This window comes from Polaribacter sp. Hel1_33_96, from assembly GCF_002846595.1.
Classification (GTDB): domain Bacteria; phylum Bacteroidota; class Bacteroidia; order Flavobacteriales; family Flavobacteriaceae; genus Polaribacter.
Genome location: NZ_PJMV01000001.1, coordinates 2,826,326 through 2,851,702 on the forward strand (window position 1 = coordinate 2,826,326; position 25,377 = coordinate 2,851,702).

Here is a 25,377-nt window from a genome sequence, read left to right on the forward strand (position 1 = left end):
CAATCTTAATACAAGATTGATTTTTTTTTTGGATTAATAAGACTACATTGTAACATCAAAATTCAAGAGATTATGAAAACTTTATTTTCAAATATAAAAGGTGATGCTTTTGGAGGTATTACGGCAGGTATAGTAGCTTTACCTCTAGCTTTAGCTTTTGGTGTTTCTAGTGGACTAGGACCAAGTGCAGGTTTGTATGGTGCTATTTTTATCAGTTTTTTTGCAGCACTTTTTGGCGGAACTAATACACAGATTTCAGGCCCAACAGCACCTATGACTGCGGTAAGCATGGTAGTTATTGCAGGAATAGTTGCTGCAAATGACGGTGATATTACTAAAGCTTTACCTGCTATTTTAACGGTATTTTTATTGGCTGGGTTATTTCAAGTTGGCTTGGGTTTAATCGGTTTAGGAAAATATATACGATACATTCCTTACCCTGTGGTTTCTGGTTTTATGACTGCAATTGGAGTGATAATTTTATTAACTCAAGTTTTACCTTCGTTAGGATACTATCCAAAAGAAGATGTAGAGTTTGTGTCCAACTTTAAACCATTAGCAGAAGAAGTAATACTCGAAAACATCTTAAAAGAAGAAGCAAAAGAAGGTATTTTAGTTTTAGAAGACTTTAGTAAAACAATAGAAAGAGGAAGTAAAATTACGCCCGAAAATATTTTAAAAGAATCACAAACTTTGGCTGCGAAAGAAACTTCTGGAGCTTTAGGGGCTATAAAAGCATTTCCTAGAGCCATACAAAACATTAATTGGTTAGAATTACTTTTATCGCTTGGAACTATTTTTATTATTTATGGTTTTAAACGGATTACCACTAAAATTCCTAGTACCCTTGTTTCCTTAATTGTTATGTCTGGGATTGCAGTTGGTTTTGGCTTAGAATATAGAACTATTCAAGAAATTCCAAGTGGAATTCCTCAAATTAAATGGGAAATATTTTCAGGATTTTCTCTCAGTAATATTACTCCGTATATTTTTACAGCTTTAACGCTATCGCTTTTGGGGGCAATTGACTCGCTGTTAACGAGTGTCGTCGCAGATAATATGACGAAGACAAAACATAAACCTAATAAAGAATTAGTTGGTCAGGGAATAGGAAATAGTATTGCTGCTTTGTTTGGCGGAATTCCTGGAGCTGGTGCAACAATAAGAACTGTAGTAAATATAAATGCTGGAGGTAAAACCAAACTTTCTGGAATGATTGCTGGTATAATGCTTTTAATAATTATGTTAGGTTTAGGGCCTGTTGCATCTAAAATACCTGCTGCAGTTTTAGCTGGTATTTTAATTACTGTGGGCATTGGAGTAATGGATTATAAAGGTTTAAAAGCAATACCAAGTCTTCCTAGAGACATTAAATTTGGACCCTTAAAATTAAGTTCGGAAGTCTTAATAATGATTGTAGTGTTACTACTTTCAACATTTTGGAACTTAGTGTACGCTGTCGGTATTGGTTTGATAATTGCATCTTTAATGTTTATGAAAAAGATTGGGGATTTAACTGCTGAAAGATCAGATGTGAAAACACTAAAAGAAAAATCATGGGCAGATGAAAAAGACTTCCCGAAAGCTTTCGCAGAAAAAGTATTTATCAAACACATAAAAGGCCCTTTATTCTTTGGCTCTACAAGTGATTTTCAAGCATTAGCGCAACAAATACCAGACACTGCAAAAACGGTAATAATGCGTTTAGGAAGAATGCAATATATGGATCAATCTGGCTTATATGCTATGGAGGACATGTTGCAAGATTTAAAAACTAAAAATATTGAAGTGCTTTTTGTAAACTTATTAAAGCAACCAAGATATATGATGGAACGTATAGACATCATACCCGATTTTATACCAAAAGAGCACATTTTTAAATCTTTTGACGAATGCACAAATTGGATCAAAAAAAATATAAAAAATAATCTTTAAAAAAATAATAAAATGAGAAATACAGCAATAAATAAAGAGGTACAATTAAGTTTATCACCAAAAGATGTTTTACAAGATTTATTAGAAGGTAATCTTCGTTTTATAAATAATGACTTAGAGAAAGTTGCACATTTAGATTTAGTAAAACAAACTATTTCTGGGCAATATCCGAAGGCCGTTGTGCTCTCTTGTATTGACTCTAGAGTGCCTGTAGAACAAGTTTTTGATCAAGCTGTTGGTGATGTTTTTGTAACAAGAGTGGCAGGAAATTTTGAAAATACCGATATTTTAGGAAGTTTAGAGTATTCATGCGCTGTTGCTGGTAGTAAGTTGGTGTTTGTATTAGGTCATGAAAGTTGTGGTGCAGTAAAAGCTGCTTGTGATGGCGTAAAACTTGGCAATATTACCAGTATGTTAGATAATATTATGCCTGCAGTAAAAAAATCTTCCGAAGAAATAGAGGGAGAAAAAAACTCGTCAAACAATGATTTTGTTGCAAAAACTGTGGAAAATAATGTGCTTTTAACTATTGATAGAATTCGTGATAAAAGCGAAATTTTACGCGAATTAGAAAATAATGATAAAATTAAAATTGTTGGTGGAGTTTATTCCTTACAAACCGGTAAAGTAAATATGTTGTAAAAATGAAATTTGTAAAATTTTTTACTTTAGGAGGTCTATAGATGTTTCACCATTTTCATCTTCTTTTATAATCGATGGAAATAAAGCTGGTGCAATCTGCTTTACCGGCTTATAAAGGAGAGATTCATCTAAGGTTTCTTGTTTCAGAAACGGAATTGTATTATTTACTCTTCCAAAGAAAGTGAAAATTACACTTAAAATTAATGCTATTTTTAAAATAGCAAAAACGCCTCCTAAAAGTTTATTCAACATTCCTAATGCTGTAATGTCTGCAAGTTTTGTTAAAATTTTTCCGATAAAAATGATTGCGATAACTACTAACAAAAAAGTAACCGCAAAAGCCACAATTCTGTTGGTTTCATCAGACCAATTTAAATTACTAGAGTTCACTAAATACGCCTCTAAATGGAAGGCATAATGTATTGCCACATAAACACCAGCAATAATTGCTATTAAAGAAGCAACTTCAGCAAAAAGTCCTTTCATAAGTCCTCTTACAAATGCAAAAAGTAGCAAAGCAGCTATAATGATATCAAAAATATTCATTCAAAATAATTTCTTCAAACCTACATCTTTTTTTTACAATTTAAAAATGTGCATTGTATCTTTGCTCTTTAAACGTTTTTTATGGCTAAAGTGGGTAATTTAAAAGAAAAGTGGGATTTTTTAGTAGCAAAACTAACCAACGATTTCTCTGAAGGAGATGAATTAAATTTAGACGGAATCCTCTATTTAATTGGTGTACAGGAATTAGGCCAAGGTCATAGAGCTTTTAAAAAAGACGAAAAAATGAACCTTATGCACATTGCCATCTGTAAATTATTAGAATCGTATGGATATTATGAATTCGATTTTTTTGATGATGATGGTTGGCCACACTACAAATCACTTACTGAGTTACCCAATTTAAAAGCCGGTGAACAAACCGTATTAATGAAAGAAGCAATTATATCTTATTTTGAAGTTTTAGAATATTTTAAAGATTAAGTAACACTCAGTTTTCTTATCATTGTAGAAAAGAATTTCGGATAAAAACGTTTCGCATACACTCCTAATTTTTCTTTTGCACCAGCAATATAAACTTCTTCTTTTTTGTTTTCAATCGCTTTTGCCATCAATTTAGCAAAATGTTTAGGGTCAATTCCATTGGCCGTCGCCACATCCATTTTTTGTTGTGGAGTTCCATTTCCTGTTAATGCATTTTTAGAAATATTCGTATTTACAAAACCTGGACAAACTAAAGTTACTGCAATATTATCTTGATGATGTTCTGCTCGTAAGCTATCAAAAAACCCATGTAAAGCATGTTTACTTGCGGCATAGCTGGAACGCAAAGGAGTTCCTATTTTACCAACAATACTTGTAGTTACTACAAAATGACCGGTTTTATTTTTGATGAAATACGGTAAAACTGCCTTTGATAAAGCTACAGTTCCTAAATAATTAATATCCATAATTCTTTTATCAACTTCAATTTGAGTGTCTTTTACAAAGGATCTTTGACTAACTCCCCCATTATTAACTAAAATATCGATTTCGCCAAAAGCCGCCAGCGCTTCATCAACCTTCGGTTGTAAATTATTATAATCTTCTAAATCTAAAACAATAATTTTTACTTTTGAAGGATCTTTACAAGCACTTTTAACTAATTCTAAATCTTCTATTTTCCTTGATGACAAAATGATTTTTGCATTTTGATTTGAGAGTTCTAGAGCCAAGGCTTTTCCAATCCCAGAAGAAGCACCAGTAATCCAAATTATTTTATCAGAAAAGTTCATGATTTCATTTTTAACATTACAATATACCTATTTTAATGCAGAAATAGTACTTTTGGTGTACTTCTTAAAAATTGATATATCAAGAATAAAACCAACATAAAATAATCATGAAAAATATTTTTACTTTTCTGCTTTTAATATCCTCAATTGCTAATGCACAATATACAGTTAAAGGAATTATGAGTCCTAAAATTGAAAAAAGTGATTGGATTATTTTATATAAACTTGAAGGGACAAAACAAATATTTGTAAACAATACTTCGATAAAAGGTGATTCTATAGATATAAATGGTAAAAAAGAATTTGCTGGTAATTTCGAATTAAAAATTCCTTCATCTGCCAAATCCGGTGCATATAGAATAAATTACAGATTAGAGGGAGCAAGTTTTGTAGATTTTTTTTACAACAAAGAAGATGTTTCCTTTGTTTTTAACCCTGATTATCCAGAACAATCTATTGATTTTTTAGAATCATCAGAAAACAAGTTGTTTAATGAGTATATAGAAACTATTTCTATAGCACAACAGCAGGTAGACTCTATCCAAGTCGCCGTATTACAAAACCCAAATTTAGATTTAAAAAGTCATTACAAAAAAGCAAAGAAAAACGTAGATTCTATTCAAAACAAATTTATAGATATTTCTAAAAAAAAATATGTTGCTCCCTTTATAAAAGCTAATTTACGTAGCAATCCAAAAGGAGTTTTGACCTCTGTAAATGATTATATGTCCAACTTAAAAAACTCCTACTTTAATGCTTTAGATTTTTCTAATAAGACGTTAATGAATTCTTCTTTTTTAACGAATAAAATTTTAGAATATGTATTTTACATCAATTTTTCTGATGACAAAAAAACCCAGCAAAAATTATTTAAACAATCTCTAGAAACGGTACTTTCTAAGATTGACAGTCAACCTTATAAAAAAGATGTAATTGAGTTTTTAATAGAAGAATTTGAAGCTTCTAAAAATTTAGAAATCATAGATTATCTATTTGATAATCAATACAATAAGCTTCCAGAAAATTTACAAGATAAAAAGTTTAAATCTGAAAAAGTAGCTTTATTTATAACAGAAGTTGGCAGAATTGCTCCTGATTTTTCTTGGAAAGAAAATGATAAGACCTTCAACCTTTCTACTTTAAATGATGCGGAAAATTATGTGTTGGTTTTTTGGAGTACAAGTTGTTCTCATTGTTTACGTGAAATCCCTTTATTGCATTCTTACATGGAAAACAAAAAGAATATAAAAGTAATTGCTTTTGCCTTAGAAGATGACTCTTTTGTTTGGGAAAATTACTCTAAAACAAATCTTTTAGGGTGGCATAATGTGTTAGGTTTAAATAAATGGCAAAATAAAATTTCAAGAACCTATCAAGTTTCTTCTACACCAAGTTATTTTGTTTTAGATAAGAATAAAAAAATTATTGCAAAGCCAAATGAAATAAAAGATGTAAAAGCATTTTTTAATAAAAAATAATTATCAAAAATGAAGAAAAGCATCCTTTAAATGCTCAATTTTTGTTTCCTTTTTTTGATGAATGATTGCAATGATATCAAAACGCACTTCAACATCTAAATCCTTTTCAACCACATAATTGTCAATAGCAGAAAGCAATAACTTTATTTTCTTAGGATTTACAAAATCTTGTGGATTTCCAAAATAAGTTGTACTTCTTGTTTTTACCTCAACAACGGCTAAAACATCTTTTTTTTGAGCAATAATATCCACTTCTGCCTTTTGAAAGCGATAATTTTTTTCTAGGATTTTGTACTCGTTTTTAACTAAAAAAGCTATTGCTAGTTGTTCTCCTTTCTTGCCTAATTCATTATGGTCTGCCATTTTATTTTTTAAAAATAATTGAAGATTGTTGGCCATCACTCTTTACTGTTAGCTCAATCTTCCTGCCAAAAATCAAGGCTCTATTATCTAATTCATGACCTGCAGGAAAATCAAATAAAACAGGAATATCTTTTGGTAAAACATCCAAAATTAATTGTTCAATGGAACTTCCCCAAGCAGTAGTATTCTTCTTCACTTTTGTCATATCTCCAACAATAACAGCTTTTACTTGTGTAAAATATTTAGCTCTTTTTAAACTTTGTAACATTCTATCAATAGCATATTTATACTCACCAATTTCCTCAATAAATAATATTTTACCCTCAGTATTTAACTGACTTTGAGAACCTAACATTGATGACAGAATCGCCAAATTCCCTCCAATAACTTGCCCCTCTACTGCGTTGACTGGACTTCGCGAATAAACACTTCTATTGTAAGTTGATGAAGCAATTGTATATGAAAGATCGTCTCCAAAAATTGCTTTTTTCAAAGATGAAACCGTTTCAATGATATCTTCAAGTTCATCACTTAAACTTGTACCCATCATCCCATGAATAGATTCTACACCTAGCGTGTGAATGTGATTGTGGAAAGCAGTAATATCTGAATAACCTATTATCCATTTTGGATTTCTTTTAAACTTAGTAAAGTCTAATTTATCCAGAATTCTTACAGAGCCATAACCTCCTCTTGCTGCCCAAATTGCTTTAATGTTTTTGTTATCTAAAGCATCTTGAATGTCAATACAACGTTCATAATCTGTCCCTGAAAAATGATTATTCTGATTAAATAAATTTTTACCTAAAACCACTTTTAAACCCCAACTTTCTGCCAATTGTTTCGCTTTTTCAATAATCTCTTGCTTGTCTTTTAAAATTCCTGCAGGCGCAACAATTGCGATTGTATCTCCTACTTGCAAATATGGAGGAGTTTTTAATTTTTCTTGCGCGATTATTGATGAAAAGGTCATCAATAATATGGTCATAAATAGAATAGGTTTCTTCAAAATAAATCTTGCTTCTTAGTTCTAACAATGTAAAATTCTAACTATTGTAAATGTATCAAATTTCAATCGGTTTTAAAACTCGGTTTTTTGTACTTTTGTCCTGCAACAATCAAACCACAAATTAAATCAAGGAAAATTCGATGAATACTCCAAAAAGATATACAATTACCGCAGCTTTACCTTACACTAATGGTCCAATTCATATTGGTCATTTAGCGGGCGTTTACGTTCCTGCAGATATTTACGCACGTTACTTGCGCTTAACAGGTAAAGATGTTGCCTACATCTGTGGCTCTGATGAACATGGTGTCGCAATACCTATGAGAGCTAAAAAAGAAGGTGTTTCTCCTCAAGATATTATTGATAAATATCACGGAATAATCAAGCAATCTTTCTCTGATTTTGGAATTTCCTTTGATAATTATTCAAGAACTTCTTCTAAAATTCATCATGAAACTGCCTCTGAATTTTTTACAAAGCTTTATAAGAATGGCGATTTTATTGAGGAAACTTCTGCACAACTATATGATGCAGAAGCGAATCAGTTTTTAGCAGATCGCTTTGTGGTGGGAACTTGCCCTAAATGTGGCTTTGAAGAAAGTTATGGAGATCAATGCGAAAACTGCGGAACCAGTCATAATGCAACAGATTTAATCAATCCAAAATCTGCTATTACCGGAAACGCACCTACTGTGAAAGAAACAAAACATTGGTTTTTACCTTTAGATAAACATGAAGCATTTTTAAGAAAATGGATTTTAGAAGGTCATAAAAAAGACTGGAAACCAAATGTTTACGGACAGGTAAAATCTTGGTTAGAAGATGGTTTAAGACCAAGAGCTGTAACTCGCGATTTAGATTGGGGAATTCCTGTTCCTTTAGAAGGCGCAGAAGGAAAAGTACTCTATGTTTGGTTTGATGCTCCTATCGGGTATATCTCATCCACCAAAGAATGGGCTGCACGAGAAGGAAAAAACTGGGAAGACTATTGGAAAAAAGACGATACTAAATTAGTGCACTTTATAGGGAAAGACAATATTGTTTTTCACTGTATTATTTTTCCATCGATGCTAAAAGCGCACGGAGATTATATTTTACCTGAAAATGTGCCTGCAAATGAGTTCTTAAATTTAGAAGGAAATAAATTATCAACTTCTAAAAATTGGGCCGTTTGGTTGCACGAATATTTAGAAGAATTTCCAAATCAACAAGATGTGTTGCGGTATACCTTAACTGCAAATGCACCAGAGAGTAAAGACAACGATTTTACTTGGAAAGATTTTCAAGCAAAAAACAACAACGAATTAGTTGCTATTTTTGGTAATTTTATTAACCGAGTGGTTGTTCTAACAAATAAATATTACAATGGAATTGTTCCAGCTCCAAATGATTTCACAGAGGTAGATGAAGACGTTTTAGCGGCTGTAAAAGAATTTCCTAATATCATTGGAAAATCAATTGAAAGGTATCGTTTTAGAGAAGCCTCTCAAGAATTAATGAACTTGGCAAGACTTGGAAATAAATATTTGGCGGATGAAGAACCTTGGAAAGTGATAAAATTAGATGAAGAACGCGTAAAAACAATTATGTTTATTGCTCTACAGATCTCTTCAGCACTAGCAATATTGTCCGAGCCATTTCTACCCTTTACCTCAACAAAATTAAAAAATATTTTAAATATTGATAAAAAACTGTCTTGGAAAAACGTTACTGAAATAGCTATTTTATTGCCAGCAGGTCATCAAATAAACAAAGCTGAATTATTATTTTCTAAAATTGAAGACAAAGCTATTGAAGCGCAAGTCGAAAAATTGCAAGCAACTAAAATTGCCAACGAACAAGAGAATAAGGTTATAGAACCGCAAAAAGAAACCATCGATTTTGAAGATTTCACCAAACTAGATATTAGAATTGGAACGATTTTAGAAGCCGAAAAAGTAGTAAAAACAAAGAAGCTCTTAAAATTAAAGGTTGATGTTGGTATTGATACAAGAACCATTGTTTCTGGAATTGCCGAAAGTTTCTCACCAGAAGATATTATTGGTCAACAAGTGTCTGTACTCGTAAACTTAGCGCCAAGAAAAATTAGAGGGGTAGAAAGCCAAGGAATGATTTTAATGACAGATACACCAGATGGAAAATTAGCTTTTGTTGAGCCGGACAAGGCAGTTAAAAACGGACAAGAAGTTAGTTAATGCTAAAAATAGCATTCCATCCAATTTACAAACACGAGCTGCCAGTAGGTCATCGTTTTCCGATGGAAAAGTATGATCTGTTGCCACAGCAATTAATTTATGAAGGAACCTGTGTAGAAGAAAATTTCTTCGAGCCTAAAATTCCGAATAACAAACATTTCTTTACTGTTCATGACCCAGAATATTTTTTCGATTTATTAAATATTACACTCTCACAAAAAGCAGCTAGAAAAATTGGGTTTCCGCTTTCTGAAGTGCTCGTCGCAAGAGAAATGATTATTGCAGATGGAACAATAAAAGCCTCTGAATTTGCACTAAAAAACGGAATTGCAATGAATATTGCTGGCGGAACCCATCATGCATTTTCAAATCGTGGAGAAGCTTTTTGTATGTTAAACGACCAAGCAATTGGTGCAAGATACTTGCAACAAAAAGGATTAGTCAAGAAGATTCTAATTGTAGATTTAGATGTACATCAAGGAAACGGAACTGCAGAAATTTTTAAAAATGACACTTCCGTTTTTACCTTTTCTATGCACGGAAAAAGTAATTATCCTTTTATAAAAGAAACGAGTGATTTAGATATTGCTTTAGAAAATGACACAAAAGACAACGAATATTTATCCATTTTAAAAGAAACCCTTCCAAAGCTCATCAATCAAGAAAAACCAGATTTCATCTATTATTTATGTGGTGTTGATGTTATTGAAACTGATAAATTAGGTAAATTAGGGCTAACCATCGCAGGCTGTAAAGAGCGAGACAAATTCGTTTTACAAACGTCTTTCGATTTAAAAATTCCGGTGATGTGTTCTATGGGCGGAGGTTACTCTAAAGATATAAATATTATTGTAAATGCGCACGCTAATACTTTTAGGTTAGCACAAGAAATTTATTTTTAATTTAACCTAGAACATTCCTCTTTTTTAATTCTTTTACAAAAGGCTGCTTATACATTCTTTTTCCTAAAGCTGCATTAATCGCATTGGAAACTGCACCTCCTGCAGGCGGTAACCCAGGCTCTCCTAGACCGGTGGGCGATAAATTATTTTTCACAAAATGAACCTCAACTTGAGGAGTTTCATTCATTCTAATTAATCTATATGAATCAAAATTTTCGTGTTCGGGTTTTCCATTTTTAAAAGAGAAATCAGCATACATTGCATGTCCTATTCCATCTAAAACTCCTCCTTCAACTTGGTTTCTTGCGCCTGATGGATTTACGACAACCCCGCAATCCACAGCGACTGTGACTTTTTTAATAATTGGCAAACCATTTTTTAATTCGATTTCTGCAATTTCTGCAACATGTGTATTATGACTATAATAGGCTGCAAAACCTTGATAAACTCCTTCAGGTGTTTCACCCCAGTTTGCTTTTTCTCTTACTAATTTAATGGTATCTTCCATCCTTTGACCAGAATATTCTATTCTTTTATCATCAGTCTCTTTTACATTTTGTAATAAATCTATCCGTAATTGAATTGGATCTACATTTAATTCTATTGCTAATTCATCAAAGAAACTTTGTTCTGCAAATGCCAAGAAATTTGTATATGGCGCTCTCCATGCTCCTGTTGTAATATTACTTTTATAATTACCTGTTTCAACTTTGTAATTAGGAATGCATCCTGCAGGAAAAAAATTAGGTATTGAGCCATACATATTGCTACCAATAGCCGCTTCTTTTAAATGATAACTAGTAACTTTTCCATCTTTTAAAGCAGCTTTTATTCTATATTTTACAGAAGGTTTGTAAATACCTGTCGTCATATCATCTTCTCTTGTAGAGATTAATTTAACCGGTTTTTTAATTACAGCTGATATTTCTGCAGCTTCATACACAAAATCTCCATATAACCTTCTACCAAAACCACCGCCCATTCTAGTCATTTCTAAATGAACATTATTTACATCATAACCCAACATATCTGCTACAACCGCTGCTGCATATTCGGGTGTTTGAACAGAGCCAACTAAATGAATTTTATCTGCAGTGACATCTGCATAAAAATTCATTGGTTCCATACAATTGTGAGGTAAAAAAGGCGAGTGATACGTTTTTTCAACAACTTTATCCGCAGTTGAAAATGCTTTTTCAACATTACCATCCTCACGTCTAATATTCGATTTTTTAGTGTCTAGAATTTTTGTTAAAATATTATCGTGATCTTCTGTTGATTCTAATTTAGTATCATCTAACCAAATTGCGGAAAGTACTTTTTTACCCTTAATTGCCGCCCAAGTATTTTCTGCAATTACAACAACTTTATCTGTTTCAGACAATTTAAATGTCCAGTTCTTCTTACCCAATTGGATATACTTTCTTACTTTTTCGCCAATTGTTATAACATCTAAAACACCATTAATTTTCTTTGCTTCAGAAGCATCAAAACTTTCTAATTTTTGTCCAAAAATTGGTGGTCTTAAAACAGAAGCATATACCATGCCTTCTGCCTTATAATCCAAGCCAAAAAGTGGTTTCCCCAAAATAATTTTATCCATATCTACATTAACAATTTCTTGCCCAATTATAGTATAATCTTTAATTTCTTTTAGTTTTACGTCTTCAGGAACTTCCAATAACGCTGCTTCTTTTACAACCTCGCCATAACCAAGTTTATCACCATTTGCATTTGTTATAATTCCTTTTGATGCTTTGCAAGTTGATGCATCTACATTCCATTTTATGGCAGCAGCATTTACTAACATTTGTTTGGCAGTTGCTCCCGTTTGTCTAAAAGCATCCCAACTTGAACGTATTGATTGACTTCCTCCTGCGATTTGTCTTTTAAAATTTTTGGTATCTAATACCCCTTGAATTACATTAACTTTGCTCCATTCCACATCTAATTCTTCTGCAATAATCATTGGCATTGATGTTTTTACACCTTGACCAATTTCTGGATTTGGAGAAAAAACAGTGATATAACCATCATTAGAAATTTTTATAAAAGCATTAAAATCATTGAAATTTAAACTTTCAATATCTACAGGCATTACTGCCTCTGGCTTGCATGCTTTGAGCAAATTAAAACCAATTAACATTCCACCACTTGCTAAAATCGAAGTTTTTAAGAAATTTCTTCTGCTAAAATTATCTATTTTTTGAGATTTCATTTTTGAGTAGTTTCGTTAATTAAGACATTTTTTCTGCAGCAACTTTAACCGCTCTTTCAATTCTATTATAAGACGCACATCTACAAATATTTCCATGCATTGCTACTCTAATTTCTTCTTCTGAAGGATTTTTATTCTCCTTCAAGAATGCTGTTGCCGTCATAATTTGTCCTGCTTGGCAATAACCACATTGTGGCACGTCAAGTTCTTTCCAAGCTTCTTGTACGGGGTGTTTACCATCATCAGACAAACCTTCGATTGTAGTAATTTTTGCATCCTCTATGATAGAAACTTGCATTTGGCAACTTCTTGTGGCAACTCCATCTAAATGAACAGTGCAAGCACCACATTGTGCAATTCCACAACCAAATTTAGTACCTACTAAGTTAAGTTCATCTCTTAAAACCCATAACAGAGGTGTATCTGCATCTGCCGTTACAAAGCGTTCTTTTCCGTTGACATGTATCGTGTAGTTAGGCATAGAGAGTAATTTTATATTGATGTTGAAAGTTACAAAATTTATTTCTTCTTTATTCTAGCCTACAAGTAGTTTGAATTTATAATAACTTGACTAAAATTAAATACCGTGTTTTATTTTATTGTTACTTTTATTGTTTCTGATATGCTGTCTGATGCATTTCCTACATAGATGGAATAAGTCCCTTTTTCAACTGCCCAGTCTGAAATTTTCTCATTATAAAAAGCTAAATCTGAAACATTGATTTCTATTTTTGCAGTCTCCTTTTTATAACTTTTTAAGAATACTTTTTTAAATCCTTTTAATTCTTTTGAGGCTCTTTTTACGTCAGAATTTAATTTGCCAATATATACTTGTATAACCTCAGCCCCTTGTCTATTTCCGTTATTTGTAACAGTGCAATGAACGGTAATTTTATCTGTTAAAGAATACACATTTTTATCTGTTTTAATATCAGAAAATTTAAAATTTGTATAAGACAATCCATATCCAAAAGCATATTGAGGTGCTATTTTTTTAGTATCAAACCATCTGTATCCTACTAAAATATCTTCTTTATAATGTTGAGTCATATTTACTCCTGGATAAGAAGTTTCTCCATAAAAATGCGCGGCATTATCTTTTAATTTTTTAGGAAATGAAAAAGGTAATTTTCCTGAAGGATTTTTATCACCAGAAATAATTTGAGCAATTGCTTCTCCCGCCATACTTCCTAAATACCAAGTTTGTAAAACCCCTTTCGTTTTAGGTAACCAAGACATTTCTACTGCATTACCAGTTAATAAAAGAAAACCTATATTTTTATTTACTTCGTACATTCCGTTAATTAGTTTTTCTTGTTGATAAGGAAGTTGAAATATTTCTCTATCGTCTCCTTCACAATCTTGTAAATGATTTTTATTTAAACCCCCAATAAAAAGAACAACATCAGCTTTTTTAGCAATTTTAATAGCTTTCACGTACAATGAATCTTGATTTAATTTAGTTGGAATTACTTCATCATAAACAGATGGACCAGAAGAATACCCCATCGTATGAATAATTTTTGCATTCTTAAACCTTTTTTTAATCCCTTCTAAAGGAGAAATTTCAAACTGAGGTTTTAATTCTGATGATCCCCGCCGGGAGCCATAACTCTCGTTGCGTTTTCACCAATTACTGCTATTGTAATTGTTTTATCATCTTTAATTGGGAAAAAATCATCTTCATTTTTTAATAATACAATTCCTTCAGTTGCAACATTTAATGCAACTTCATGGTGTTCTTTATTATTAAGTTTCCCTAAAGGCCTATTAAAACTTAAATTGGTTCTGTACATTAATCGTAAAATTCTTCGAACTTTATCATCCAATAAATCTTCGCTTAAAACTCCTTTTTTAATTGCTTTTAAAAATGGTTTTGCTAAATAATAATTATCATAGTGGTTTGCGGTTGAAGTCCCTAAACCATCTGTTCCTGTTCCCATTTCTATATCTAAACCGTATTTTGCAGACTCTTCTGTTGTATGCGCTCCGCTCCAATCACTAATTACAACCCCATCAAAATTCCAATCCGTTTTTAAAATTTTATTTAATAGTAATTCATTATGGCAGGCATATTGCCCTCTAATCTTATTGTATGCGCCCATTATAGACCACACTTTTGCTTCTTTAACTGCTGCCTTAAAAGCGGGTAAATAAATTTCATATAGTGCTCTATCACTTAATTCTACATTAATTTTGTCTCTCCAATGTTCTTGATTATTTAATGCAAAATGCTTTACACAAGCAGCAACACCATTTTTTTGAACTCCCTTTATGTAAGGAACAACCATGGTTGCAGCCAAATAAGGATCTTCCCCCAAATATTCAAAATTTCTACCATTCATTGGTGTTCGGTATATATTTATCCCCGGACCTAAAAGCACATCTTTCTTTCTATATCTAGCTTCTTCACCAATACTAGAACCATAGTTCGCAGATAATTCTGGGTTAAATGTCGCCGCCAAGGCTGTTAATGCAGGAAAGGCTGTAATTGAATCATTTGTCCATTCTGCGTGACTCCAAGAATCCCAACTAATTTCTTCTCTCACTCCATGGGGACCATCTGACATCCAAATTTCTGGTATGCCCAATCTCGCAACACCTTTTGTACTAAATTTAGATTGCGCATGTGTCATTGCTATTTTCTCTTCTAACGTCAGTATTTTTATAATACTATCGATTTTAGCATCTAGTGCTATTGAAGTTAATTTCGTAGCTGTTAATTGAATATCTACTTCTTTATGTTGAGCGCTTGCATAGGTGACATAAAAACATGAGATTACAATAATTAGAAATAACCTTTGAGTAAATTTTATTTTCATAGCTTATTGACATTTTTAAATTAGAAATAATGGAATGAAGTTTCGAAACTATGAATTTTCTTTAGAATAAAAAAGACGATTATTTAGCATTGTCCTTTTTTAAACTATTTATAGTCCATCCTAAAATAGCTTTCCCTTTAAAAATATCTATTTATGGATACAATCGGCAGTAGATTCTCAAAACGTAAAAGAATCCGTCCACAAATGGACGGATTCTTATTTTTCTTAACAATTTTTCTACAGGTGTTTTTTAAAAATCTTTATTCTATGTCTTTTTTCTTTAAAAGGTTTTCTTCTTCCAAAACAAATACTAGTAGGTTTATATAATCATTTACTGTTTCTTGAATCGAAATTGGATGAACAATATCTATATATCCTTTCCAAATTAATTCGCGCTCTTTTATGGGACAAATACAATATAATGAGGTTTCTGCATGGTAAATATTAAACTTTCTATAATACTCTGGATTGTAAAAAATTTCTTGATTTAAATAATAATCATCTTTAAACTTTATATCTAAATAATCCTTTTGCTTAAATGTTTCTGAATAAACTATTTTGTTTTCTATTCCTTTAATTTTTGTAAATAAAATAGCATCAAAATAACTAGTTGCTAAAATTTGTTCCACAATTCTTAACTCTTGTTTAGATTTTTTTTCAGCGGTAAATGTTGGTTCAAATAAATCTAAACTCATTACAGCTTCAATATCTCTAGATTCGAATTCTTTTTTTAACTTTTCTTCAAATTGTTTTCTAGCTTCCATATTTGAAGTCATACCAACAATTAAAACTTTAGATACAGAAAGTGAATCTATTTTTGGATTTTTCCACATCTCTATAAGTTCTATAGAACTGCAGCTCGTTAATAATGTAAATAATAAAAAAAGAAAACTTTTCATCCTTTGTGTTTTTATTCAACATTTATTAACCTTTTTTGTTTTTCTTTTTTCTTAATTTCTTTTATTATGCCAAATAAACTATACTTCAGTTCTTTATGTTCTTTTAAATGATTTTTAAACGAAATTAAAAGTGATTTATGTCCATTTTTGTATGCTTCCTCTTCATTTGGCTGGTCAACTCCATCAATTAAAATTTCAAGTTTATTTTCATGCTCTCTTATTAACTCTTTTAAATTGTCATTCTCCTTTCTAGAATTACCAATTGCCTCAATAATTTTTTTATTTTTAGAATAATCTTGCAAATCAATTAGCTGAAGTGTATAAGATCTCATTAAATCTTCAAAAAAAAGATATTCATCATTTAAAAATTCAAGTTCTAAAACCCATTCTTTAGAATCATTGTGCATATCCTCTGCACTCAACCATTTTACGAAATTTGTGTGTGTCCGTGTTGCTTTCATAATATTATTTTTAAATTTATTACCTAGTTAAAAACTGTACTAAAATCTTAACTACCAAACAAATAGTACTTAAACAACCTCAATAATTTTTTTGGTTGTTCATTTTCTACTTTATTTTGTCGAAGATTCAAGTTTAAAACACCATTTTTATCGGCAGCTTTTAACATTTCTTTTCTATCAATAGCATTTGAAAAGATTAAAAGAATTACTGCCAAATTCTTTATGTTTAGAGCCTTCATTTTTTCCCTCACTAAATTATAAAGGAATACCGTTTAACAAAATGATCTTTATCAGTTTGAAAGAATAATTTAAAATTTAACTTTGAATACACTTTCTAAATATTGAAACCATTTGAATTTTAAATTCATAGATTTAATAAATAACTTCTGAATTTTTTCCTCCAATCTATCGTGACTTCCAATGAAAAAATTATCACAAACCAAGTCTTCACATTCAATTTTATTTGTAATTGAGTTTGAATGCGAATTAATATCTTTTAATAACTCTAAAGTTTCTTTTTCTAAACATTTCATATCTTTTTTAAACTTCTCTAAGTTTTCAAATAAATTAATTGAATTTGACTTATAAATTGATGCTTCTATAAGGTTCTTAAAAAATTTACATTCAATAATTAATTCTTCTAATCTTGTTTTAAATTGAAGCATATTATACTTTAATTCTTCAATCGATTTGTTTTCATTAAAGCTTTTAAAAATATTTTTTGTTTCCATTTTATTATATATTACTTAGATTACAAGTTCTTCAACACTTTCTAATTTTGGAATCGTTGCATCCCAATTATAGGTGTCTTTTATTTTTACTCGAAAAGCGTCTATAGCTGTTGGCTCTCCATGAATTAAAAAAACTTTTTCTGGAATATTTTTAATGTCTTTCATCCAGTTTAATAGTTCTTGCTGATCTGCATGAGCAGACAAACTTCCTAAGTTTTTTACGGCGGCTTTTACAGGATAATATTTACCATAAAAACGAATTTCATGTGCGCCTTCCAAAAGTTGTCTTCCACGAGTGCCTTCTGCCTGAAAACCAACTAACAAAACTGTTGTTGAGGGCTCGCCTATAAGTTGCTGCAGATACGTAAGTACTCTACCTCCTGTTACCATTCCGCTTCCAGCAATTATAATTTTAGATCTTTTATCATCAATTGTTTCCCATGTTTCTTTATATGATTGAATAATATTTATGTGATTACACATTTCATTATATTCTTCTTGAGGTAATTTATGCCATTTTGGGAAACGGTTAAAAACATCTAAAACTCTATTTCCCATGGGACTATCAACAAAAATTGGAATATTTGGAATCTTGTTTTTCTTGTACAATTTCCATAAAATATACATAAGTGTTTGCAAACGTTCAACAGCAAAACTTGGAATAATAAGATTTCCTTTATTAAAAATAGTATCTATAATTATTGTTGAAAGTCTATCTTCAACATCTTCTTTTGGATGCAATCTATTTCCATAAGTACTTTCAATAAATAAAAAATCTGCCCATTCTGGTGTTTTTGGATTTTCTAAAAGATAATCATTACTTCTACCAATATCTCCAGAAAATACAAAACGCTTTCCTTTAATATCTAATTCTATAAAAGTTGCACCAATAATATGTCCATTATATTGAAAACGATATGAAATGTTTTCAGATAAAACAATCCACTTATTTTCTATTTCTACTTCAAATTGATTAATGGTCTTCTCTGCTTCTTTAAGTGTGTAAAAAGGTAAAGCAATTTTATGCGAAGAATAATGCTCTCTATTTGCTTTTTCTGCTTCTTCTTCATGAATTTTAGCACTATCATTCAATATGATTTGTGCAATTGCCAATGTTGGCGCTGTGCCTATAATTTTCCCTATATATCCTTGTTTTACTAATCTTGGTAAATAACCAACATGATCTAAATGGCCATGTGTTAAAAGTACAACATCTATATCTCTAACATTAACAGACAAATCTTTCCAATTAAGCTCCCTTAGTTCTTTTAATCCTTGAAACATCCCACAATCTATAAGTATGTTTTTCTCTGAAGTTTCAATAAGAAATTTAGAGCCTGTTACAACCCCAGAAGCTCCCAAAAATTTGACTTTCGCAAAATGTTCCATTGTTTAATGATTTTTATTAGTACACAATTGCTTAATTTCATTTAGAATTTTTTCTTTTCTTATGTTAGAAATCCCTAAATGATCAAAGTAAAAAACGTCATCTATTAAATCTCTGCATAAAATTACATTTCTATTTAACAAAAATTGTTTTTCTCTTTTCGTAAGCAATGTAGAGACAGTTATGGGGTACAATCCTAAACGATCTATTCTATCTTTTAAGGCATTATTCTTTGGATAATCCCAACTTAACAAATACAGTCCACAACAATTTCCATATTTTATTGCATCTGCTGTAAATCTTGTATTTGTCACAACCCAACCTTTTGCTAATATATTCCTTATTTTATTGTTTTTTTCCCAATGCGTTTTAACATCCGTATAACGAGAGTTAATGTATAAAGGAATTTTAACATTACAGTTTAAACCTTGCTCACCATGAAACTTACATTCTATAATTGTGGTTTCATTGTTTTTGTTTGCAATAACATCTATTTCGTGTGTAACGCATTTACCATTTAGAGTTTTTCCTACTTCAATAGTAAACCCAGAATATTTTAAAATAGCAGCAACAAACCTTTCGAAAGGAAAACCTGTTGGACCTAATTCATAAATTGCTTTTTTCAATTTATATTTAGAGGCTAAATGACTTTCCTTTTTTTTAAGTAATGCAAATGCTCTGTTATAAATTTCTTTTGTTGAAATACCCTCATATAACTCGCTTATTACCCTATTTATAATTTGATTTACAATAGCGTCTTCTGCTCCAGTTCGTTTTAATGAAGTATATAGCTTGTTGCTAGAAAATTTTACTTTTTTCCCAGAATACTTTATGATATTTATGTCTTTATCATTCATATTGAAAACAAAAAAAATGAATTAAAAAACTAAGTTTTAAAGTAGTCTCTTGCCCAAGCTTTTACCTGATTATCTGTCATACTATCAGCCGTTTGAACATCTTTAACTTTTACATTAATTTCTTCATATGAGCTTTCTAATTCTTTTTTAAATTTATCTTTTACTTCTGCTGGTCCAAAAATTAGTATTCCATCTGAACCTTCTATTTCTGATGCTATCTCTTTAAAATAAACTTTAAATTGATGTTTTTCTCTTTCTAAATATTTGCTGTCTTGCACAACATCTTGCGGACCTCCTTTAAAACGTGTTCCGGATCCTCCATGAATATGAAAATTTTCTACGTTTGATATAATTGTTTTAAAGACTTCTGTTTCTTCTGTTAGTGAAACAATAAGTGCCTTGTTTTTATCTAGCCAAATTCCTGTATTTATCATCTTGTCTGTTTTTAGTTTCTTAAATCGTGCATCACTAGTATTGGAACTTTAGAATTAAATCCCATCTCTTTTACTAAAGGTTGTCTTAAAATACTGCCGAAGAAAGTATGCTTTTTATTTATAAATGCTACCATATCACTATCTCTACTCTCTATAAAAATATTTATTGCAGATTCTATCGAATTATTGCCTAATTCGTGAAAAGAATAGTTTACACCTTCAAAAATCTCTTTAAGCATTTGCTGTTTTTCTTTTTGATTTTCATCTAAATTCTCCTCTTCTAAAATATGTAAAACAGCAATTTTAGCTTCACATTTTTTAGCAATATCTATTAGATAATTTAATTCGCGCCGCTTATAATGTGTTTTATAACTTGTTGGAAATACGATTTCCTTTGGTAAATGCTGTTTTGCTTTTTCAGGAACAACAATTACTGGACAATTTCTTACCTTTTCCATCACATAAATTGCTGTATTACCATAGGCCAGGAGTTTAGAGTTAGTTATTCCTTTAGTACCCATTACGATCATTTCGATATCTTTTTTTTCAACAATATTTTTAATTGCTTCTAATGGGTTGTTAAAAGTCGAAATTGTTTTAAACTGATGCTTTTTATTTTTATATCCTTGAGTGTTCAGCCTATCAACAATGTTTTTTAAACCATTTTCGGATTCTATTTTTGCCATTTCATGTAACTCACTTCCTGGTTCTAGATGCGTTAGACTTTCTGCTATATTTCCAGTGGCATAAAAAACATTTAAAATATAAAAATCACAATTATCATTTTTATAGAGTTCTAAAGCATATTTTATAGCATGTAAAGAATTTTTTGAGAAATCTGTTGGTAATAATATTTTATATCTCATCAAAATATTTTTTAAATTTATTAATCTAAAGCTAAAGAAGTATTATTAGCTTAACAATGATATATATCAGTTATTCTGGAATGACCAGAAAAGGAACGATCGGATGAAAACCGATTTTTTTTATAATCGGTTCTTTTGTGATATTTTCTATAAGACTGTGTTTATAATTTACCAAAACAAGCAGATTTATTTTTAGGTCCTTTATAAAATTATTAACTTCTTCTGTTTTTTTTGTGTAATGCGGAATCAAATAAAGGTTATGCTCATATTCTTTTAAATAACTTTTGAGTATTTTAGAATTGTACTTTTGAACTTCATTTAAATATTCTTCATTGTTAATATGAAGAATACTTATTTTTGAATTGTATAAATTTGCAATATCTATTAATGGTTTCAGTTCTTTCTCGTCAAAAAACCGATTAAAATCCGTAGGGAAAACTATTTGTTTTGGAGCTACAAACTCAAAATTATCTGGAACTGTTAAAATTGGACAAAGTCTCATTTTGCTAATAACACTAACAATATTGCTACCAAAAAAGACTTGTTTTGCTCCAATTGCTCCCTTGGTCCCCATGACAACCATTTCTATTTGATGCTTTTTAACCGCTGACTCGATAGCTGTTTTTAATTCTTGAGTGCTTAAAATTATTTCAAAACTATGGTTTGCATTTGCATTAACTCTTTCTATCATTTGTTTTAAATCCAATAAATCATTCATAGCAGTTTCACGCACTGTTTTTGAAAACCTATTAGAAAAACTTGACATGGTTGGACTTTTTATCTGAATAGCATGAAGTATATAAAATTTACATGTTTCACTACTAAAGAGTTTTAATCCATAAATAATAGAATTCCATGCATTATCAGAAAAATCTGTAGACAACAATATTTTCTTTTGCATAGAATCTATTTTAAAAGTTAAACCTTAAAATTAAGTTTGAATACTCTTTTAAACCAGGATATTAATCAGTTTCAAAACCAAGTAAATCTATAATTTAGAGGGTATTACTAGGAGAGGAATATTTAAGTGAAAACCTATTTGATTAATTGTTGATTTAAAAAAAAGATTTTCAAAAAAAGAATGTTTGTTATTAATCAAAACTAATAGGTTAATCCGGACTTTTAATTGAAAATTAGAAATTGCTTCTGTTACATTTTGATTACTCACACTATGAAATAAATGGGCAACTTTTTTAAATAATCCCTCTAATTTTTCTTTATTTTTTTCTTGCTTTTCAGATAAATCATAACCATATGAAGCATTTAAAATATGAACTCTTGAATTATACAAATTCGTAATATCTAAAATTTGCTTTAGTAGTTTTTCATTAAAAGAAACTTCATAATCTGATGGAAATAATATTTCGCGAGGAGATTCAAAAACAAACTCACTAGGTACCGCTAAAACTGGGCATTTTGCATTTTTAATTACATGCACTGTATTAGATCCAAATAAGACTTCTTTTAAACCAGATGCTCCTTTAGTTCCCATAACAATAAGATCCATTACATTACCCTCGTGCAGTTCTTGTATCTCATTAGTTAAAGTGTTAAATGAAGAAATTTTACTAAAACTATGGTTTGGATTGTTAAACTTATTTTCAATTTTCTGCTGAACTTTATTTAGGTTATTTTTTGATGTTTCTCTCATGGCATCAATTAAACCAAACTTTGCAGTATTTACTTCCATGAACTCTACATTATAAATAATAGGAGTATATGTGTTCAATAGAAAGAAATTACATTTTTCATCTTTAAATAATTCAACTGCATATTGAATGGCATTCCATGAATTATCTGAAAAATCTGTCGGTAAAAGAATATTTTTCATAGTAGCTGTTTTTAGTATCTTATTAATTACGTCTCATATTTTGTAGGGCCAAAAAAGGAATATTTACGGATAAACCTATTTTATCTACATTATCTTGAAATAGAATATTTTCTAAAAAAGAATGTCTTCTATTTATCATAACTAAAAGATCAGTTTCGTAATCTTTTATGTATTTATAAATTTCATTCGAAATATTTTTATCTTTTGTTATTTTAAAATGAACCTTTGTATTTCTGAGGTTTTCTTTAATAAAAGACTGGTTACTTTCTTGTCTAAGAGATAAATGATTACCTTCTGAAATGTATAATAAATCTACTATTGAATTATTATCAGATGCTATTTCACCTAAAAGTTCTAACTCTCTTTGTTGATAGGGTATACTATAATCTGTAGCAAAAAGAATATGATCTGGTTCTTTATAAGTAAAACTTTCTGGAATAACCAAAACTGGACATTTAACATATTTTAAAACTTGAAGTGTATGGCTTCCAAAGGTTAATTTTTTGTTATTTGTTTTGCCGCGAGTTCCCATAACAATAAGATCTATATTTTTTTCTTCGACAACTCTATCTGCCTCATCTACAAGAATGTTATTGGCCGATATAATTTTAAATATATGCTTAGAGTTTTGTGAAAGCTTTTTAATTTGCTTTAGTGTATTTTTTAGTTGTAATTGAGAATCTTTTCCAACCGTTCTAATAACCTCTTTGATGATTTCTCTAGTAATTGGAACATTACTTAAATAAATATCTTCTTGATATGCATGTAAAATATAAAACTTGCAAAATTCATCTTTAAACAATGCCAAAGCATAATTAATTGCATTTATTGCATTTTCAGAAAAATCAATAGGAATTAATATTTTTTTCATTGTGAGCTTATTAAAGATATACTCAAAGTTACATTTGAGCACGAGAACAAACAATGACAAATATCAGCTTAAAAAAAGCTTTGTGTTTTTTAACTACATATATGGTTTTACAATTCCCTTTCTCTTCTTAAGTTGAATTTCTAAATCTTTTATTGTGTTTTTTATAGCAAGTTCATAATTTTTTTCATTCGAAGATGCAAACAATCTTGGTCCTGCTGCACTTATTGCTATTTCGCAAATGATTTCTTTTTCTTTATGACTGTTCTCTTTTTTAAAAAACACAGTGGCTTTTATTATCGAATCATATTTTTTTGATAAAGGTTTTAATTTTTTCATAGTATACGCCTCCATAGTTTCACTTGTTGACATATTAACAAATTGAATATTTATTGTCATTTTCTTATGGTTTTAAATTTATAAATCAATTCTTAAGGTTAGAAAGGTATTATTGAGTAAGCTATATTTAAGAGAAATAAACCTACCAGAAAAAGCAGTGTGTAAATTACTTGAATTAGTTTTATGTTTAAAAACGTTAACCAATCTGTTGTTCTTTTTGGAAAAATAAAAAGTGCTAAGCCTATAAATAATGAAGACCAACCTATTAATGTAATTATTAGTTTCCAATTAGATTCCCAAATATTATGAACTAAAATATTTAGCAACCCTGCAATTATTGATAAAAAAGACAAAATAATAAGAAACTTTTCATCTTTTAGATCGGCAAATATTTGCCGAATCCTTTTTGGGTTAAAACTTAAAATAATAAAAAATATAAGTAAAAAATAACCCCAAAACTTTGCTAAAAAAATTGAACTATCCATAATGTAAGTTTTTATTCATGAAGCACTAAAAAAGGTATATCTGTATGATAACTTATTTCCTCTACCTTAGTATGAAATAATATTTGTTCAAAATAATTGAGATTTTTTGCAACCATTGCAATAATATCTACATGTCTACTTTCTACAAAACATTGCACTGCGTCTTCTACTTTTTTATTCGTTAAAAAATAAAAATTGTGTTTGCGATCATAAAAATAATCTTCTAATAATTCTTTGTTTTTTTGCTGATCGGCATTTAATATTGGTGGTTTTTTACCAATATTTAATATACTTATCATTGCATTATTTTTTTCTGAAATTTTAGAAATAGGTTCTAATATTTGTAAATTATTAGAAAGCGAAAAATCTGTTGGAAAAGTAACTTCTTCTATCTTTTTAAACTTTGCATTTTCTGGCACAACTAAAGTTGTACATTTTACTTTTGTAATTACATCTCCTGCATTACTGCCAATAATATATTTACTGAGGCCAGAAGCGCCTTTGGTTCCCATAATAATCATATCTACTTTTTTCTCTTTAATATGTTTTCTAAGAGACTCGATAAAGAAATTATAATCTGTTAAGGTGTAAAAATTATGTTTTTTATTATTTGGGAATTTTTTTACTATTTTTTTTAAAAGTGTCTTTAACCGTGTTTTTGCTGGTTTCACAAACACATCTTCAATCACATCCTGATCAGGAATGTATGGATAATCGTTAGTTATAATATTACTCAATTTACTAACATGTAATAAATAAAAATTACAATCAGTATCCTTATTTAAATTAAGAGCATACTCAATAGCATTCCACGAGTTATCAGAAAAATCTGTTGGCAATAAAATCGTTTTCATAAAATTCATCTTAATATAAAGAC

28 protein-coding genes are annotated in these 25,377 nt (G+C 30.0%); 6 read left to right on the forward strand and 22 right to left on the reverse strand.

Features of this window, described 5'->3' with window-relative positions; translation table 11 throughout:
* Nucleotides 1-72: 72 nt before the first annotated feature.
* Together ATE90_RS12110 and ATE90_RS12115 are read left to right on the forward strand one after the other, a co-directional pair.
* Nucleotides 73-1,935, forward strand: a complete 1,863-nt coding sequence (locus ATE90_RS12110) for a SulP family inorganic anion transporter (RefSeq protein ID WP_036784305.1) — start codon at nt 73-75, stop codon at nt 1,933-1,935.
* Between the two features lie 12 nt (nt 1,936-1,947).
* On the forward strand, nt 1,948-2,577 hold the full coding sequence (locus ATE90_RS12115) for a carbonic anhydrase family protein (protein WP_101451457.1): 630 nt from the start codon (nt 1,948-1,950) through the stop codon (nt 2,575-2,577).
* A 21-nt stretch (nt 2,578-2,598) separates the two neighbouring features.
* Here ATE90_RS12115 and ATE90_RS12120 read toward each other — a convergent pair whose 3' ends face one another.
* Nucleotides 2,599-3,123 (reverse strand): CvpA family protein, encoded by a 525-nt coding sequence (locus ATE90_RS12120; protein WP_036784309.1) that lies wholly within the window; start codon nt 3,121-3,123, stop codon nt 2,599-2,601.
* 81 nt (nt 3,124-3,204) lie between these two features.
* On the opposite strand from ATE90_RS12120, the gene ATE90_RS12125 reads away from it, so the two are divergent.
* Nucleotides 3,205-3,564 carry a hypothetical protein gene (locus ATE90_RS12125; protein ID WP_036784312.1) on the forward strand — a complete coding sequence of 120 codons (360 nt, stop codon included), beginning with the start codon at nt 3,205-3,207 and terminating at the stop codon, nt 3,562-3,564.
* On the opposite strand, the gene ATE90_RS12130 is transcribed toward ATE90_RS12125, so the two are convergent.
* Nucleotides 3,561-4,355, reverse strand: a complete 795-nt coding sequence (locus ATE90_RS12130; RefSeq protein ID WP_036784314.1) for an SDR family oxidoreductase — start codon at nt 4,353-4,355, stop codon at nt 3,561-3,563. The two genes, ATE90_RS12125 and ATE90_RS12130, sit on opposite strands and share 4 nt — an antisense overlap.
* A 107-nt stretch (nt 4,356-4,462) precedes the next feature.
* Between ATE90_RS12130 and ATE90_RS12135 the strand changes: the two genes are divergently transcribed.
* Nucleotides 4,463-5,833, forward strand: coding sequence for a TlpA family protein disulfide reductase (locus ATE90_RS12135; protein WP_036784316.1), 1,371 nt, complete (start codon nt 4,463-4,465; stop codon nt 5,831-5,833).
* Between the two features lie 3 nt (nt 5,834-5,836).
* Here ATE90_RS12135 and ATE90_RS12140 read toward each other — a convergent pair whose 3' ends face one another.
* Together ATE90_RS12140 and ATE90_RS12145 are read right to left on the reverse strand one after the other, a co-directional pair.
* Nucleotides 5,837-6,196 carry a YraN family protein gene (locus tag ATE90_RS12140; RefSeq protein ID WP_036788077.1) on the reverse strand — a complete coding sequence of 120 codons (360 nt, stop codon included), beginning with the start codon at nt 6,194-6,196 and terminating at the stop codon, nt 5,837-5,839.
* 1 nt (nt 6,197) lies between these two features.
* Complete coding sequence (locus tag ATE90_RS12145) at nt 6,198-7,184, reverse strand: S66 peptidase family protein (RefSeq protein WP_235317691.1); 987 nt, start codon at nt 7,182-7,184, stop codon at nt 6,198-6,200.
* 161 nt (nt 7,185-7,345) lie between these two features.
* Between ATE90_RS12145 and metG the strand changes: the two genes are divergently transcribed.
* Nucleotides 7,346-9,400, forward strand: coding sequence for a methionine--tRNA ligase (gene metG, locus ATE90_RS12150; protein ID WP_036784322.1), 2,055 nt, complete (start codon nt 7,346-7,348; stop codon nt 9,398-9,400).
* A complete protein-coding gene (locus ATE90_RS12155) occupies nt 9,400-10,302 on the forward strand; it encodes a histone deacetylase family protein (RefSeq protein WP_036784325.1) in 903 nt (300 codons plus the stop codon). Before metG ends, ATE90_RS12155 begins: the two co-directional genes overlap by 1 nt.
* 1 nt (nt 10,303) lies before the next feature.
* On the opposite strand, the gene ATE90_RS12160 is transcribed toward ATE90_RS12155, so the two are convergent.
* From ATE90_RS12160 to ATE90_RS12240, 18 genes are all read right to left on the reverse strand, one after another.
* Complete coding sequence (locus ATE90_RS12160) at nt 10,304-12,520, reverse strand: xanthine dehydrogenase family protein molybdopterin-binding subunit (RefSeq protein WP_101451458.1); 2,217 nt, start codon at nt 12,518-12,520, stop codon at nt 10,304-10,306.
* Nucleotides 12,521-12,539: 19 nt separating this feature from the next.
* Nucleotides 12,540-13,001, reverse strand: coding sequence for a (2Fe-2S)-binding protein (locus ATE90_RS12165; protein ID WP_036784330.1), 462 nt, complete (start codon nt 12,999-13,001; stop codon nt 12,540-12,542).
* A gap of 110 nt (nt 13,002-13,111) precedes the next feature.
* Nucleotides 13,112-14,086, reverse strand: coding sequence for a glycoside hydrolase family 3 C-terminal domain-containing protein (locus tag ATE90_RS13705; RefSeq protein WP_368073605.1), 975 nt, complete (start codon nt 14,084-14,086; stop codon nt 13,112-13,114).
* Nucleotides 14,087-14,100: 14 nt separating this feature from the next.
* Nucleotides 14,101-15,342 (reverse strand): glycoside hydrolase family 3 protein, encoded by a 1,242-nt coding sequence (locus tag ATE90_RS13710; RefSeq protein WP_254712324.1) that lies wholly within the window; start codon nt 15,340-15,342, stop codon nt 14,101-14,103.
* A 260-nt stretch (nt 15,343-15,602) separates the two neighbouring features.
* Nucleotides 15,603-16,241, reverse strand: coding sequence for a hypothetical protein (locus ATE90_RS12175; protein WP_101451459.1), 639 nt, complete (start codon nt 16,239-16,241; stop codon nt 15,603-15,605).
* An 11-nt stretch (nt 16,242-16,252) separates the two neighbouring features.
* Nucleotides 16,253-16,702 (reverse strand): hypothetical protein, encoded by a 450-nt coding sequence (locus ATE90_RS12180; protein WP_101451460.1) that lies wholly within the window; start codon nt 16,700-16,702, stop codon nt 16,253-16,255.
* Nucleotides 16,703-16,749: 47 nt separating this feature from the next.
* Nucleotides 16,750-16,941: a hypothetical protein gene (locus ATE90_RS12185; RefSeq protein WP_091952454.1), complete on the reverse strand. Its 192-nt coding sequence runs from the start codon at nt 16,939-16,941 to the stop codon at nt 16,750-16,752.
* A gap of 69 nt (nt 16,942-17,010) precedes the next feature.
* Nucleotides 17,011-17,433, reverse strand: coding sequence for a hypothetical protein (locus tag ATE90_RS12190; protein WP_036784339.1), 423 nt, complete (start codon nt 17,431-17,433; stop codon nt 17,011-17,013).
* 15 nt (nt 17,434-17,448) lie between these two features.
* Nucleotides 17,449-18,822, reverse strand: coding sequence for an MBL fold metallo-hydrolase RNA specificity domain-containing protein (locus ATE90_RS12195; protein WP_036784341.1), 1,374 nt, complete (start codon nt 18,820-18,822; stop codon nt 17,449-17,451).
* A 3-nt stretch (nt 18,823-18,825) separates the two neighbouring features.
* The gene (locus tag ATE90_RS12200; RefSeq protein WP_036784342.1) at nt 18,826-19,677 is read right to left on the reverse strand and encodes an ATP cone domain-containing protein; all 852 of its coding nucleotides are present in this window, start codon (nt 19,675-19,677) and stop codon (nt 18,826-18,828) included.
* Nucleotides 19,678-19,706: 29 nt separating this feature from the next.
* Complete coding sequence (locus ATE90_RS12205) at nt 19,707-20,111, reverse strand: hypothetical protein (RefSeq protein ID WP_036784344.1); 405 nt, start codon at nt 20,109-20,111, stop codon at nt 19,707-19,709.
* A gap of 11 nt (nt 20,112-20,122) precedes the next feature.
* Entirely contained in the window at nt 20,123-20,977 is an 855-nt protein-coding gene (locus ATE90_RS12210; protein WP_036784346.1) for a universal stress protein, read from the reverse strand.
* A gap of 70 nt (nt 20,978-21,047) precedes the next feature.
* Nucleotides 21,048-21,878: a universal stress protein gene (locus ATE90_RS12215; RefSeq protein ID WP_036784348.1), complete on the reverse strand. Its 831-nt coding sequence runs from the start codon at nt 21,876-21,878 to the stop codon at nt 21,048-21,050.
* An 87-nt stretch (nt 21,879-21,965) separates the two neighbouring features.
* Nucleotides 21,966-22,808 (reverse strand): universal stress protein, encoded by an 843-nt coding sequence (locus tag ATE90_RS12220; protein WP_036784350.1) that lies wholly within the window; start codon nt 22,806-22,808, stop codon nt 21,966-21,968.
* A 22-nt stretch (nt 22,809-22,830) separates the two neighbouring features.
* Nucleotides 22,831-23,679, reverse strand: coding sequence for a universal stress protein (locus tag ATE90_RS12225; protein WP_036784352.1), 849 nt, complete (start codon nt 23,677-23,679; stop codon nt 22,831-22,833).
* A gap of 93 nt (nt 23,680-23,772) precedes the next feature.
* Nucleotides 23,773-24,075 carry a ribosome hibernation-promoting factor, HPF/YfiA family gene (gene hpf, locus ATE90_RS12230; RefSeq protein ID WP_036784353.1) on the reverse strand — a complete coding sequence of 101 codons (303 nt, stop codon included), beginning with the start codon at nt 24,073-24,075 and terminating at the stop codon, nt 23,773-23,775.
* A 38-nt stretch (nt 24,076-24,113) separates the two neighbouring features.
* Entirely contained in the window at nt 24,114-24,500 is a 387-nt protein-coding gene (locus tag ATE90_RS12235) for a hypothetical protein (protein ID WP_036784354.1), read from the reverse strand.
* An 11-nt stretch (nt 24,501-24,511) separates the two neighbouring features.
* Nucleotides 24,512-25,354 carry a universal stress protein gene (locus tag ATE90_RS12240; protein ID WP_036784355.1) on the reverse strand — a complete coding sequence of 281 codons (843 nt, stop codon included), beginning with the start codon at nt 25,352-25,354 and terminating at the stop codon, nt 24,512-24,514.
* Nucleotides 25,355-25,377 lie beyond the last annotated feature (23 nt).